The following is a 13,853-nucleotide window of genomic DNA, read 5'->3' on the forward strand; positions in this document are numbered from 1 at the left end:
GCAATTCTTTTTTTACAATCTATAGGGATGATAGTTTACATAGTCTTTAAAATAATAAGAAAAGGGGATGCCGCTCCATCCCCATGAGCCACGTCAGATAAAGAACGGGAGTAGAAATATATCGCTTATTCCGAAAAAAGGGATGCGTCGTGGAAAGAAGCGACGTCTTGGGAAAAAGCCAGGCCGGAATCCAAATTGTCTATACGCCGATTCGTGTGTAGGCATTCCGTTTAAACGTTCTACCATTTCGTTGCTAGGAACCGCAAGAGTAACATAGTTTTGATCTACATGGGCAATAAAGCCATCAAAGGACTGACCGTCAGTCGTTGTAATACCAACGTATTTGTTCATACAATTCCAACTAACCTGTTGATGTAAATTTGCATTTGTATCCATAAATAACCTCCTCAATTGAATAACCCTGATAACAGTCTATGGTTCGTAGCCTATAACGTTCACGGCGTTAGCCTATAGGGTAACTATAAAATTCGGGTTATTTTGTGTGAGGTGGGGGGGATTGAAGCGGAATTACTGTCTTTTCTTGAATAATAGTGAAAATTATCCATTATCTGTTTGTTTGATGATGAAACGATTCTAAAAGTTGCGTCGTATACTTAGCCGAGTGCTTTTTTATGGAAATACTCCTTAAGCGCTTATGATAAAATGGATGGTAATGTACAGCAGTTAGATAAAAATTGAAAGAAAAAGGAGCTTGAGAACTTGCCGCAAAATGAGCAGAAAAAGGATTCTTCCACGCCATGGAAATGGTTGGGGGGCGGGGCGGCGATGCTCCTGTTTAAAGGAAAGGCGATTCTGTCTCTTCTGAAAATAGGTAAAATTGCCGGGCCGTTAATCTCAATGATGATTTCAATATGGGCTTATGCTTTGATTTACCCGTGGGGGTTTGCCGTGGGCTTTGTCCTGCTCTTGCTAGTCCATGAATTAGGACATGTAATAGCAGCGAAACGGATCGGGCTTCCAGTCAGCGCTCCACTGTTTATACCGTTTTTGGGAGCTTTAATTACAATGAAAAAACAGCCGCTGGATGCCCAGACGGAAGCTTATATTGCTTTTGGAGGTCCGATCTTAGGAACCATTGGGGCTACAGCCGTTTTTGGGGCGGCTTATTACATGGATAGTCCACTTCTCTATTCCTTGGCTTACATAGGTTTTTTACTTAATCTGATCAATCTGCTGCCGATTCACCCGCTTGACGGTGGCCGTATTGCAACCGCGGTGACGCGCTGGCTGTGGCTTGTGGGGCTCGTGGGTGGTTTAGCCATCATCATCTATATGCGTTCGATCTTGTTCTTTATTATTTGGGCGTTATTTGCTTACGATCTGTATAACAAATATGTGAAGAGACGCACTAACAATCGCCTTTATTCTGTAACGAAGAGTTTCTTAATTCCAGTAGAGCCACTTAGAGATGCAGGCTACATGATTCCAGGACCAGAGCATAGAAGAGATTTACCTTTTACTACTTACAGTGATTTGGAAAGACAGCAGTATGTAGGGGTGAGATGGGATCAACTGAACTACATTGGTAGAGCTACGCTTCCGCAACAATGCATCATTGAAAAGGTACGTATCTCGCAGCTAGAGCCTGTGACCTTAGAGAATGGGCTTCATCTTAAGATGAATTGTGATATTAGCTATTCGGTCTACGAGAACGATAAGTATTACGATGTGCCGGCTAGCTCACGCTGGAAATACGGTATCGCTTATTTTGTATTAGCTGGCTTTCTGGCAGGAATGATGTACATGGTCCATGTCGTTGGAAATGTGAATCTATAAGGGTTAGAATCGGGCAATGAAGTGATCCAATGGTTTATAAAACTCATGAACCGTCAAAGCTGTAATGAGAATAACCACAGTTGAACGGTGAAAGGAGTAAAACCATGCCTAAATTTTTGAAATGGGAAGTCGGCGTTTGTCTGCTGTTACTGATGGTTTTGGGAGGATGTTCCGAGGCGAAGCCAACAAAAGTCATGGAAATCAAAGAAATGACCAACCTAGATGGAAAGCCAAAAGGTCAGTACCCTCCATTGTCACCAGTGATGCAAGACACATACAATCGTTCGATTCCTGAAGAAGTATATTCTGCAGATTAGAGCAGCGTAGAAGACGATTTCTCATGCTCAGGCTTTTCTTTCTAGTCGAATTTTTATATAATAGACAACTATCGTTGGATACATAGAGAGAGGAGTTTGGGACTAACATGGCGGCAGAAATCTTACGGGTAACTACAGAGGAACAGCTTCAAATGGGGCTGGATATTCGTACCAAAGTATTTGTAGAGGAACAAATGGTACCGGCTGAGGAAGAAATTGATGAATACGATGTTATCGGTCCGAATGCGCACCATATTCTAATTATAGATGAAGGTGTACCTGTGGCTACGGGAAGATTGATTTATTACAAAGCAGGTACAGCCAAAATGCAGCGTATTGCCGTATTGAAAGATTATCGAGTCAAAGGATACGGACGTGTTCTGTTGCTAGCTATGGAAGAGCTTGCTCGGGAGCTTGGACTGGAAGCTTCGATTCTTGATGCACAGTGCCAAGCTGAGAATTTCTACAAGAAGCTAGGATATGAAGTGATTTCTACGGAACCTTTTTATGACGCAGGTATTCTACATGTACGGATGCAGAAAACTCTTTAAAAATAGTGCACATAATTTACCGTTCCATGAAGCAAGCTAGGATGTGCCATATGATGGCAAATCCAAGTGCAAGGGGCGAGCTGAAGTGCCAAATAACGAACGCGAAAGTTTCGTAGCTGTACAGAAAAATGGAGACGGAGATTTAACCAGTTTCCAGACCTCTACAGGACGTGTCCTGGCGTATGACCAAGCGCTTCAAGAAGTACAGGCCGGAAATATTGCCGGAGTGAATGCTTTTAAAGGTAAAGACGGAGGAACTTATATTCGCGGTGACGCGGATGGGGATCCAACCAACAATTTGGATAATCTTCCGAGTTTCTCATAGTTCTAAAGGCAAAGACCGTACATACGTCATCGGACGTCAATGTACGGTCTTTTTTTAATCATAATCAGAGTTTATAAATTACATGCTGATCAATAAACTCCATCTCTCCAGTAAGCCCGACGAATTGAGGTTGTTCATCGCTATAATGCATGAGCTTGATGATACGTCGAACATCTTCAGGTAATGACATTAACTCCTCCAGCGTGGTGTGAACAACACCTGATCCACCAAGCTGACAGTCATGCAGAATCATACGGATGCCATGCTCACGGACAAGGCGTATAAGTAGATCCGGCTGAAAAGTCATGTCCGCGCTGTAGAAAATCTCATTATTTATTAGAAGGGAATAGCTATCTTTGCCAGGAATATGCGGCGTATGTATGATCTCGAGCGAAAGAGAAGGAGCGAGCTTGTACGTAATTCCGGGTTTCATAGGTTTAACCTCGAAGATATCGGTCAGGGAGGCTACTGCATCTTTTTGATATAATCCACCCTTTAAGGTGTTGTTCCAAAGTGGCTCAACAAGCGTCTCAGGTAAATGTAATCTCATAGTTTTCCCGTATACGTGCTTTAGTGTAAGTGCTAGCTCTTCCAGACCTCCAACATGGTCCGCATGAATATGCGTAATTAGAGTAGCGTTTACGTCACAGAAGGATTTCCCGATGGTATGCATGGCAAGTGGAGCTGTAATCCCGCAATCAATCAGTAGGGTATAATCATCAGCTAGTAGCAAGCCATTATTGTTAAAATAGTTTTTTGCAAAAGCATTGCCAGTTCCTAGCATTTGTAGGCTCAGACTCATAAGAAAGTACCCTCCTGAAATCGCTGTTAGCTAATATATCAACTTTGAACAAGTACATAATATCATTTTTCGGAAGATGAATGAAATATTTACCTACAATTAGCGCAACTTGCTGAGACAAAGTAAGTATACATTAATAGCATGAATTATTTGGAGGGTTTCAAATGAATAGATGGAAAAAAGTCACTTTATGTGTGTTTGCTTTTTCCTTGATGGGTGGCTCCTTATTGTTCGCCGATTCTGTGAGTAAGAAAATCAGGGTATGGAACAACGGGACGGAAATTGTAGACGGCGGTTATTTGATTGATGGAAAAACATATATTCCCGCAAGAGAAGCGGGCGGGGTAGTGAATTGGGATGGATCTGGAAAAGTGACGATTCTTAAGCCTAATGTTCATATTGTTCTTTTTAAGGATAATACGGTCTTTGGTAACGTAAACGTAGGCAAGCTTAAGATTAAAATATTAACCCAGGTAGATAGCTTAACAGAAGAGGTTTCAGCTGTAAAAGTAGCCATAACGGACCCCTCTGGTAATGTTAAGGATATTCAGTCGCAGGAGCTTGAAGGCTCGCAGAAGGATAATTTCTGGTTTCCGACCTCGGAGTTTACTTATGATTTTAAAGAAACCGGCAAATATCGGGTAGGCTTCTACATGAAAGCTTCCAAAAATGCGGATTACGTTCTTGTGTCAGAAAAGGTAATTACAGCTCTTAATTAAGGGTTCTAAATTGACCTGAACTAATCTAACGTGGTAGTATACCAGATGTAGGATAATACAATTCAAAGTGAGGTATTACAATGAGCGATCACAAACATGAGCATGGTGAAGCATGCGGTTGCGGGCATGATCACGACCATGAGCACGAGGAGTTTGTGCTGACCTTGACGAACGAGCAGGGCGAAGATGTTGAAATGGTGTTGGTTGAAACTTTCGACATCGGTGAGAAACTATACGCGCTGCTGTTAGAAAAGGAAAATCCTGAAGCGGATGGCATTATTCTGCGTATGGAAGAAGAAGACGAAGAAATGGTATTGTACAATATCGAAGATGAAGAAGAATGGAAAGCTGTTGAAGAAGCTTACAACAATCTGCTTGCTCAGCAAGAATAGATTTTAGCGACTAAATTAAGCTGTTCTATTGTGTATATGACAGTTGATGTTTATATACAGAAACCCGATACTTATTATGGTATCGGGTTTTTGTATAAATCAATGAAGTTTTTTAGGAAAATGATGGGTCTTAGGAAATAGGATCGGCTTCTACAATCACTTTTATGTTAGTGATGCTGCGATCTTCAGGACCTTTAACCGGAAGTCCGATCTCCACATGGTCAATAATATAATCGATGTTATCCTGAGTGATAACTTCGCCAGGGAGAAGAATAGGAATTCCAGGCGGATATACATATATAAACTCTGCAATAATGTAGCCAGCAGATTCACGGAATGGAACTAACTGCGTATCCGCATAAAAAGCGTCCCTTGGAATCAGAGCAAGCTGTGGAATTTCTGGAACCTGAACCTTAAGTTCGTAGATTTCACCCTTGCTGTAATGAATGGCGGACAACACCCGAAGTGCAGCTAATAATTTATCTACTGATTCTTGGGTATCACCTGGGGTAATAAGGCAAAGAATATTATACATGTCACTTAGTTCTACTTCGATGTTGTACTTCTCGCGCAGCCAGTTTTCGGTTTCGTATCCTGTGATCCCTAAATGGCGCACATGAATGTTAAGCTTAGTTGGGTCATGATCAAATGTTGCTTCTGTCCCAAGGATCTCTTTTCCAAAGCTGTACAGGCCTTCGATCGTATTGATCGTTTCGCGTGCGTAGTTGGACAGTCTGATGGTTCTTTCCGCCATTTCATGACCGTTCAGCGCGAGATTACGTCTTGATGTATCCAAAGACGCTAATAAAATATATGAGGTAGATGTTGTAGTCAGCATGCTCATAATGGTCTGTACCCGTTGCGGGTTAATCAGACCCGTCTTAGCATTAAGATTCAGTACCGAGCTTTGCGTCATGGAGCCGCCAAGTTTATGCACACTAGTGGCAGCTATGTCCGCTCCGGCCTGCATGGCCGATACCGGCAGATCCTCATGAAAATGAATCAGTACTCCATGTGCCTCGTCCACCAATACGGGTACACCGTAACGGTGAGCCAGGTCGACAATCGAACGCAGGTCGGCGCATACACCGAAGTACGTGGGATTGATTACTAGAACTCCTTTGGCGTCTGGATGACGCCTTAACGCTCGTTCCAGCGAACTGGTCGTTATGCCGTGATCTATCCCGAGATTCTCATCCTGAACAGGCGAGACAAACACAGGCTTGGCTCCGGAGAAGATAATGGCCGACATCACAGATTTATGAATGTTGCGCGGCACAATTATTTTATCACCCGGTGAGCAGACAGAGAGGATCATCGTCATGATGGCATTGCTCGTGCCCTGTACGCTAAAATACGTATAGTCGGCGCCGAAAGCCTTCGCAGCCAGCTTCTGAGCTTCCTGGATTACTCCAGTTGGCTGATGTAAATCATCAAGCGGTGCGATGTTGATTAGATCGATGGATAGAGCGTTATCGCCGATAAACTCACGGAATTCGGCATCGGTTCCTAGCCCCTTCTTATGCCCCGGGATATGAAATTGAACGGGATTGCCGGCGGCATGCTTTTTTAAAGCTGTGAAGAGGGGAGTACGGTGTTGATTCATTTAATGCTGTCACAACCTTTCGCGAATATTAAAATTTAAGGCAAGCATCAGTATAACAAAACAATCTACAGAATACTAGGATTTGGATGTGATAGAATGTCCACGAAAGCTGCGCAACGTACACATATCAGTTTGACGTCGCCATTTATCATGGAGATGTGGGTAATTATTTTTTTAGTTGAGTTTGTTAAAGGGTCGCTACTTGTCGCTTTGTTACCCGTATATATGGAGAATATTTTGGGTCTATCTGTTACGGTAGTAGGCTTTGCCTTTGCACTCCAGTATTTGGGGGATAATCTATTCCGCAGTCCTTCTGGCTGGGTTATGGAGCGCATAGGATTTCGCTGGACCATGACAAGTGCCTTGTTGTTGATCCTAGTAGCTGTTGGAATGATAATATATGCCAAAACAGCAGTTACGCTCTCGATTGCCTGTCTTATTCTTGGGATCGGGACATCCCCGCTTTGGCCTTGTGTGATGACCGGAATAACGGAATTGGCGGGATCTACTAAAAGCGGCAGCAGTGGTGCAGCTATGGGTGCTGTAGAGATGGCATCGCTCGCAGGAACGGGAATCGGTCCGATTGTAGTGAATTTTTTGATGGATCAGGGGGGACAAAGCTATCGTGTAGCCTTTTTGGTCCTGCTAGGGTGTGCTGCTGTAGTAGTTGTAGTTGCCCTATTTCTACCTAAAAGAATCTCGTCAAGTGGCACTCATGCAGTTGTTAGGGACATGGAGGGGCTTGGTGGAGTCGTTGAACGTAAAAAAATTAGTCCGTTAGAAAGTATAAAAAGAACACTACATCAGGTCAGAACGACGCTTAAAGTCAGTCGCCTACTATATCCGGCCTTATTTCTTCAGGCTTTTGCCATTGGCTTGATGACGCCTGTAGTTACCTTGTTTGCACGTACGGAGCTTCATGTTAGTCCAAATCAGTTTAGCCTACTTCTGATTGCCGGTGGTGGGATTACGGTGCTCGCTCTAATTCCAGCAGGCAAGCTGGTAGACCGAATAGGAACAACTGTGTTTCTGAACATTGGCTTTTTGCTCGCCGCCTTTTCCCTTGCCCTGTTCTCACAGGTACGCTGGCTCCCGCTTGCTTTTATCGCGGTGGCATTGGTCGGTATAAGCTACGCGCTTATTCTCCCGGCATGGAATGCCTTTCTGGCTAAGCAAGTGCCTAAAGGGGAACGAGGGACTGTATGGGGGCTTTTCTTGACCTTGCAAGGCTCAGGGATGGTGGCAGGACCCGTGATATCAGGGAGACTATGGGACCATGTAGGTCACGGTGTTCCGTTTCTGATGAGTGCAATTGTTATGTTGATACTCTTTGGGCTGCATTTACTAATTGTACACAGAACGAAGTTGAAATTTAAAACTAGTTGACCTTAGATGTGAAAAGCCGCTGACAACCTGAGAATTAGTTGTCAGCGGCTTTTTTTAGGAATTAAAAGGACTAAAAGAAATAAAAAATTCAATCAGCGTTTGGAGAAAGTCTGTTGCGGGTAAAAATAGTCAATAAACCAAGTTACCGCTACATAAACTGAAGTATAAAATAAGACTAAGACGAACGCAAAAGTAACTACTACTTGAAGAGGTCCGGCAGCCATAAATAATCGGAAATTGAACAATTGTGTTGGCTTTGCAGATGTGAAGTAGTTAGGGGGGAGTGCCGTGAACAAAAACGACGAGGTGGAGTATTGTAACCTGGAGCTGCGTTTCGACAGACAGCATATCCAGGACCTGATCAAGGATTTGATTCAAAAAGGTTATTCCCTATATTGGAGCGAGAACGAACAGGTCTTTGTAATTTCTGTCCGTACGGGTCGTAAACTGGTGAAATTACGTTTTCAAAGGATCAAAGATGGCTATAAACTCGTGGGTGACTATATGATTCGTGATGCTCGCTTGTCAGAATGGATGGAGAAGTTAATTGGGGACATGCGAGGGCATGCCATTGTAAAGCGCTTCCGGGACCGTCAGATTATTATTGAAAATATTTTGTTCGGCGAAGTGATTCGTCTTGTCGAAATCTCGGGTTATCAGCAGCGAGTCTTATACCAGAAGGGGCCTATGCTCACCGATGAGGAGCTGACCAAGCTCTATTATTCTGTTGAAGGAGAGGAACGAATTCGCCAGCGCCGGATTGAAGTGGATGAGCAGTTGGATCGATTAAATGATGCACTTAAGGCTGAGGATATGATTCGCGCGGAGAAATGCCGAGCTCAGCTTACCTTTTTGACGAAGGAATTGTATATGTTAGAATGGTAAACAAGGTGCCGAAATAAGTTGCTTAGGGGCACCCCGAATTTCGGGGTGTCTTAGATTTGTTTGAGAACTTGCAGACAGGGGTTCACTTCTGGTGCTAAAAACGTTAAAATAGTCATTGTGATCATTTTCATATTGGCAATGGATTTGTCGATGAATTTGATCTTTATTCGCAGGGCAGGCTTTGCTGTCTCTGATAAAGGGTGGTATTCTTATACTGCGAGAAATGGATTTCCCAAAAATATAGGGTGCAAAGGGTGGAGGACCAGATGGCAAAACAACAAATCGGCGTTATTGGCTTGGCGGTAATGGGCAAGAATTTGGCTCTAAATATCGAAAGCAAAGGTTTTTCCGTATCCGTGTTTAACCGCTCACCGGAGAAGACACATGATCTTCTTGCTGAGGCGGAAGGTAAAAACCTCGTAGGCACATTTTCCGTTGAGGAATTTGTAGCTTCGCTGGAAACACCGCGCAAAATTCTGATCATGGTTCAAGCTGGTAAAGCTACTGATGCTACCATCGAGCAACTGTTGCCGCATCTTGATCAAGGCGACATTATTATCGACGGAGGAAATGCTTATTTCCCTGATACGGTTCGTCGCAGTAAATATCTGGAAGAAAAAGGTTTCCGCTTTGTCGGAACTGGGGTTTCTGGCGGTGAAGAAGGAGCTCTAAAAGGTCCTTCCATTATGCCTGGCGGTCAAGAAAGCGCGTATAAGCTAGTTGAACCAATCCTAACTGCAATCTCAGCTAAAGTTAACGGTGAGCCTTGCTGTACATATATCGGACCAGACGGTGCGGGACACTATGTTAAAATGGTGCACAACGGTATCGAATATGGTGATATGCAATTGATCTGTGAAGCTTACCAGCTGCTCAAAGACGTTCTAGGTCTGGATGCAAAAGAACTTCACAACATTTTCAAAGAGTGGAATAGCGGTGAGCTCGACAGCTACCTGATCGAGATTACTACAGATATTTTTGCTCAGTATGATGAAGAAACTGGTAAACCAATGGTTGACGTGATCCTTGATTCCGCTGGCCAAAAGGGAACTGGTAAATGGACAAGCCAAAGCTCATTGGATCTTGGTGTACCTTTGTCCATGATTACCGAATCCGTATTCTCACGCTTCCTCTCTGCAATGAAGGATGAGCGCGTAGAAGCAAGCAAAGTGCTTAACGGACCAGAAGCTACACCATTTGATGGTGACAAAGCTGAATTCATCGAGAACGTGCGTAAAGCATTGTTTGCAAGTAAAATCGTATCCTATGCTCAAGGTTTCGCTCAACTTCGCGTAGCTTCCGACGAATACGGTTGGGATCTGAAATATGGCGAGTTGGCTAAAATTTGGCGCGGTGGCTGCATTATCCGTTCCCGTTTCCTACAAAACATCACGGATGCTTACGAGAACAATGCAGATCTTAAGAACCTATTGCTTGATCCTTTCTTCAAGGATGTTATGGATAATTATCAATCCGCATGGCGTAAAGTTATCGCTTCAGCTGTAACGATGGGTGTTCCAGTACCTGGATTCTCCAGCGCATTGGCTTACTATGATAGCTATCGTACAGAGAGACTGCCTGCGAACCTGCTTCAGGCTCAACGCGATTACTTCGGCGCACATACGTTCAAACGTGTAGACAAAGAAGGCGTTTTCCACCACAACTGGATGTCTGCAGAATAATCTAGTTTATTACGGTTATAAGCAATAACGCCTTCGGCGTCCCTAAAGGACGGTAAGAAGCGTTTATGCGAGAAATATAAGGTTAATGTATAACATGAAACTTGTACTTTCTTATATTTTAAAAAAGTGGCCCGAATTGCTTCACCAGAAATGGGGAGGCTTTCGGGCCTTTTTTGTTGAAGTTTTGATGTGTATTTACTATGTGAAGCAGATTGTCTAATGTTTTGACCCTGTGTTATGATATGACAAATATCGCGGTTGGAGGATAGACATGACTGGGGATACAGAAGAATTTAAAGGGTTCAACGAAGAGCAAAGAAATAAGAACATTATTTTAGTAGGGATGATGGCAACGGGGAAGTCAACAGTAGGCGCTATTTTGGCCGAGGAACTGGGTTACGAGCTGGTTGATCTGGATCATGTCATTGTTGAAACTGAAGGCCGAAGTATTGCAGAAATTTTCGCGGAAGATGGAGAGCATTACTTTCGAAGCGTGGAAACAGCAGTACTAAAGCGTATGCTAGAGTCTGAGAATAAATTAATATCTACTGGTGGTGGCGCGGTATTGGCGCCGGGGAATACAGATTTAATGCTGAGTAAAGGGCATGTGGTTGCGCTAACGGCAACAGAAGAAGAGATTATTGCCCGCGTTAGTGGAGATCAGAATCGTCCGCTGCTCGCCGGCAATGCAGAAGAACGGGTTAGACGTATCATGGAAGACCGTCGAGAAGCTTACCTGTTCGCGCATTACACGGTCGATACAACGGGACTGACAGCGGCAGAAGTGTCGCAATATATTTTAATGCATTACCGCGGCTGAGCTTTTAAGAGAGTGTTTCATTCCATTCAATCATACCGCCGCTTAAATTTGTAGCATGATAGCCAAACTGTTGTAGATATTCGCAGACACGCTGGCTTCGAGCACCGGAACGGCAAATAAAGATCACTTTGGCATCGCTTGGAATATCCTCAGTGCGGTGTGGAATTTCTCCCATGGGGATATGCTGTGCACCGGGAATCATCCCGAAGGCAACCTCTTCGTCTTCACGAACGTCGATGAGTACAAGGTCTTCCCCTGTCTCTAGACACTGCCGCAATTCTTGCGGTGTAATTTGTGGAACATTATGCATGGTTGTGACCTCTTTTCATCAGAAGAATGGTTTAATGATAACACAAGCATGGAATACCCTGTCAAACGAGCACTACATACAACTATATCTACTAAGGAGAGTTTATATTATGGACGTTATTGTTAGGCCAACGCCATCCCTGCAAGGAGAATTTGGGGCCCTCTCTTCCAAAAACTATACCACTCGTTATTTGCTGGTTGCCGCATTGTCAGAAGGCGTAAGTACGATTTATCATCCGGCACATAGTGAAGATAGCGATGCCATCCGTCGTTGTATTGCAGATTTGGGAGCTGTACTCACAGAAGATGATGAGAAGATTGTGATTCAAGGCTTTGGTCGCAAACCTAAGGATGTTAAGGAGCTTAATGTGGGGAATGCAGGAGCAGTATTACGTTTTCTAATGGCTGTAGCTGCTTTAAGCCCTGAGGTCACATTCGTTAATACGTATCCTGACTCCTTGGGCAAACGTCCACATGACGACCTGATCGTGTCTCTAGAACAGCTTGGTGTGAAGGTAGAGCATAATGAAGGTAAGTTGCCGATCACGATCCGCGGTGGCAAACCTGTTGGGGGTAGAATTACAGTTTCAGGTGCTGTCAGCTCCCAGTTCCTAAGTGCTCTATTATTCTTGACACCATTGCTTGAAGAAGATAGTGAAATTATTGTCCTTGATGATTTGAAATCAAAGGTTGTCGTAGGTCAGACGCTAGAAGTATTGGAGCAGGCTGGAATTGTGGTTCATGCGGCGGATGATTATATGTCCTTTAAAGTGCCAGGTCGTCAAGCCTATGCGGCAAAAACGTATACCGTTCAAGGTGACTATCCTGGCTCTGCGGCTATTCTAGCAGCAGCTGCGGTTACAAAGTCAGATGTTAAGGTACATCGACTTGTGGAACAGAGTAAGCAGGGAGAAAGAGCCATTGTTGATGTGTTGCGTATGATGGAAGTACCGCTTACTCATAAAGAGGGAACAGTTCACGTACAAGGGAACGGCGTTCTAAAAGCTGTTGAATTCGACGGAGATGCTGCAACCGATGCGGTGCTGGCTATGGTAGCTGCTGCCGTATTTGCTGAAGGCACTTCACGATTCTATAACGTTGAGAACCTTCGGTATAAGGAATGTGATCGTATAACTGATTACTTGGCAGAGTTGACTCGTGCAGGAGCCAATGTTGAGGAACGCCGCGATGAAATTATCGTTCACGGCATGCCTGAAGGCGTCGAAGGTGGTGTGACGATTAACGCGCATTACGACCACCGTGTAATTATGGCGCTGTCAGTAGTAGGTTTACGAGCGCGTAAACCACTATTGATCAAGGATGCTCACCATGTCGCTAAGTCGTATCCGCAATACTTTGATCACCTGCGTGCGCTTGGTGCGAATGTGGAGTGGGTACAATAGAAGTAAGGGAGCTAGCGAATTTAGCTTCAGTTAAATAAGGATCATAAAGTGTAACTATGGAAAGGGGCACTATGTATGAGCTTTGAGAATCCAAGTCGGGAACAGATCGGAGATATCCTTGCTTCTGCTGGTAATATTGCAGTTGTTGGCCTGTCTGACAAAACAGACCGTACCTCCTATATGGTCGCGGGTGCTATGCAAAGTCGGGGATATCGGATCATTCCTGTAAACCCATTGGTTGATGGTGAAATACTGGGAGAAAAGTGCTATCATACGTTAGCGGAAATTCCAGAGCCGGTGGACATTGTTAATGTGTTCCGTCGAAGCGAATACTGCGCAAAGGTCGCACAGGAGGCCGCTGAAATCGGCGCACGTGTGCTCTGGCTTCAGCAGGGTATAATCAGCCAGGAAGCCGCTGAAATCGCCGCTGAGAACGGTATGACGGCGATTATGGACCGTTGTATCAAGGTCGAAGAAGCGATCACGATGCATGGGCGTACTCGGGCATAAGGTTCGGTAGTTCAACACTTTATCTGACTATTGAAAAAATGATGATCAGAGCGTGTATCAAGGGATTTCGAACGAACGAACCGACGAACGGGCAAACGATGAACTGACGAGCTTATGAGCTTACGAGCCGACAAACAAATCAACAAACGAACCAACAACGAGTGAACAATGAACCGGCGAGCATACGAGCCGACAGACAAAAGAACAAACTAACAAACCAGCGAACTAAATTTTTTGACGCTGAAGTAGTTGCGAATTTAATGTTAAAGAACAGCCAAGATCAAAAGCATCGTTTGATTACGATTCGCTGTACAGACTGTGCAATTTCTAATGCAAATCACTAACTGAG

Annotated in this window: 16 protein-coding genes; 12 read left to right on the plus strand and 4 right to left on the minus strand. The window is 44.1% G+C overall.

From position 1 onward, the window contains the following. Window positions 1–93: 93 nt before the first annotated feature. A complete protein-coding gene (locus MKY99_RS11585; RefSeq protein WP_042187286.1) occupies window positions 94–396 on the minus strand; it encodes a hypothetical protein in 303 nt (100 codons plus the stop codon). A gap of 324 nt (window positions 397–720) precedes the next feature. On the opposite strand from MKY99_RS11585, the gene MKY99_RS11590 reads away from it, so the two are divergent. The 4 genes from MKY99_RS11590 to MKY99_RS11605 all read left to right on the plus strand — a co-directional run bounded on the left by MKY99_RS11590 (window position 721) and on the right by MKY99_RS11605 (window position 2,990). After that, a complete protein-coding gene (locus tag MKY99_RS11590) occupies window positions 721–1,797 on the plus strand; it encodes a site-2 protease family protein (protein ID WP_339270590.1) in 1,077 nt (358 codons plus the stop codon). Between the two features lie 104 nt (window positions 1,798–1,901). After that, on the plus strand, window positions 1,902–2,114 hold the full coding sequence (locus MKY99_RS11595) for a hypothetical protein (protein WP_076282950.1): 213 nt from the start codon (window positions 1,902–1,904) through the stop codon (window positions 2,112–2,114). 107 nt (window positions 2,115–2,221) lie between these two features. Continuing rightward, entirely contained in the window at window positions 2,222–2,665 is a 444-nt protein-coding gene (locus tag MKY99_RS11600; RefSeq protein ID WP_042187292.1) for a GNAT family N-acetyltransferase, read from the plus strand. A gap of 85 nt (window positions 2,666–2,750) precedes the next feature. Next, on the plus strand, window positions 2,751–2,990 hold the full coding sequence (locus tag MKY99_RS11605; RefSeq protein ID WP_042187294.1) for a DUF3892 domain-containing protein: 240 nt from the start codon (window positions 2,751–2,753) through the stop codon (window positions 2,988–2,990). Between the two features lie 64 nt (window positions 2,991–3,054). On the opposite strand, the gene MKY99_RS11610 is transcribed toward MKY99_RS11605, so the two are convergent. Next, window positions 3,055–3,792 carry an MBL fold metallo-hydrolase gene (locus tag MKY99_RS11610; RefSeq protein ID WP_339270593.1) on the minus strand — a complete coding sequence of 246 codons (738 nt, stop codon included), beginning with the start codon at window positions 3,790–3,792 and terminating at the stop codon, window positions 3,055–3,057. A 164-nt stretch (window positions 3,793–3,956) separates the two neighbouring features. Between MKY99_RS11610 and MKY99_RS11615 the strand changes: the two genes are divergently transcribed. Beyond that, the gene (locus MKY99_RS11615) at window positions 3,957–4,511 is read left to right on the plus strand and encodes a copper amine oxidase (protein ID WP_042187298.1); all 555 of its coding nucleotides are present in this window, start codon (window positions 3,957–3,959) and stop codon (window positions 4,509–4,511) included. A gap of 80 nt (window positions 4,512–4,591) precedes the next feature. Continuing rightward, window positions 4,592–4,903, plus strand: coding sequence for a DUF1292 domain-containing protein (locus tag MKY99_RS11620; protein ID WP_042187300.1), 312 nt, complete (start codon window positions 4,592–4,594; stop codon window positions 4,901–4,903). A gap of 130 nt (window positions 4,904–5,033) precedes the next feature. Here the strand turns inward: MKY99_RS11620 and MKY99_RS11625 are convergent, their stop codons facing one another. Further along, window positions 5,034–6,509: an aminotransferase class I/II-fold pyridoxal phosphate-dependent enzyme gene (locus MKY99_RS11625; RefSeq protein WP_042126789.1), complete on the minus strand. Its 1,476-nt coding sequence runs from the start codon at window positions 6,507–6,509 to the stop codon at window positions 5,034–5,036. Between the two features lie 96 nt (window positions 6,510–6,605). On the opposite strand from MKY99_RS11625, the gene MKY99_RS11630 reads away from it, so the two are divergent. The 4 genes from MKY99_RS11630 to MKY99_RS11645 all read left to right on the plus strand — a co-directional run bounded on the left by MKY99_RS11630 (window position 6,606) and on the right by MKY99_RS11645 (window position 11,282). Then, window positions 6,606–7,895, plus strand: a complete 1,290-nt coding sequence (locus MKY99_RS11630; RefSeq protein WP_076282948.1) for an MFS transporter — start codon at window positions 6,606–6,608, stop codon at window positions 7,893–7,895. A gap of 288 nt (window positions 7,896–8,183) precedes the next feature. Then, window positions 8,184–8,780, plus strand: coding sequence for a hypothetical protein (locus MKY99_RS11635; RefSeq protein ID WP_042187304.1), 597 nt, complete (start codon window positions 8,184–8,186; stop codon window positions 8,778–8,780). A 266-nt stretch (window positions 8,781–9,046) separates the two neighbouring features. After that, on the plus strand, window positions 9,047–10,462 hold the full coding sequence (gene gndA / locus MKY99_RS11640; protein WP_042187305.1) for an NADP-dependent phosphogluconate dehydrogenase: 1,416 nt from the start codon (window positions 9,047–9,049) through the stop codon (window positions 10,460–10,462). 271 nt (window positions 10,463–10,733) lie between these two features. Beyond that, the gene (locus MKY99_RS11645) at window positions 10,734–11,282 is read left to right on the plus strand and encodes a shikimate kinase (RefSeq protein WP_339270595.1); all 549 of its coding nucleotides are present in this window, start codon (window positions 10,734–10,736) and stop codon (window positions 11,280–11,282) included. A 4-nt stretch (window positions 11,283–11,286) separates the two neighbouring features. Here MKY99_RS11645 and MKY99_RS11650 read toward each other — a convergent pair whose 3' ends face one another. Then, window positions 11,287–11,592 (minus strand): rhodanese-like domain-containing protein, encoded by a 306-nt coding sequence (locus tag MKY99_RS11650; protein ID WP_042187309.1) that lies wholly within the window; start codon window positions 11,590–11,592, stop codon window positions 11,287–11,289. Between the two features lie 109 nt (window positions 11,593–11,701). Here MKY99_RS11650 and aroA point away from each other — a divergent pair, with 109 nt between their 5' ends. After that, window positions 11,702–12,994: a 3-phosphoshikimate 1-carboxyvinyltransferase gene (gene aroA, locus MKY99_RS11655; RefSeq protein WP_042187311.1), complete on the plus strand. Its 1,293-nt coding sequence runs from the start codon at window positions 11,702–11,704 to the stop codon at window positions 12,992–12,994. A gap of 75 nt (window positions 12,995–13,069) precedes the next feature. Then, window positions 13,070–13,504, plus strand: coding sequence for a CoA-binding protein (locus MKY99_RS11660; RefSeq protein WP_076282945.1), 435 nt, complete (start codon window positions 13,070–13,072; stop codon window positions 13,502–13,504). The last annotated feature ends 349 nt before the right edge of the window (window positions 13,505–13,853 follow it).

Source organism: Paenibacillus sp. FSL R5-0470 (assembly GCF_037975205.1).
Lineage (GTDB): Bacteria > Bacillota > Bacilli > Paenibacillales > Paenibacillaceae > Paenibacillus_AQ.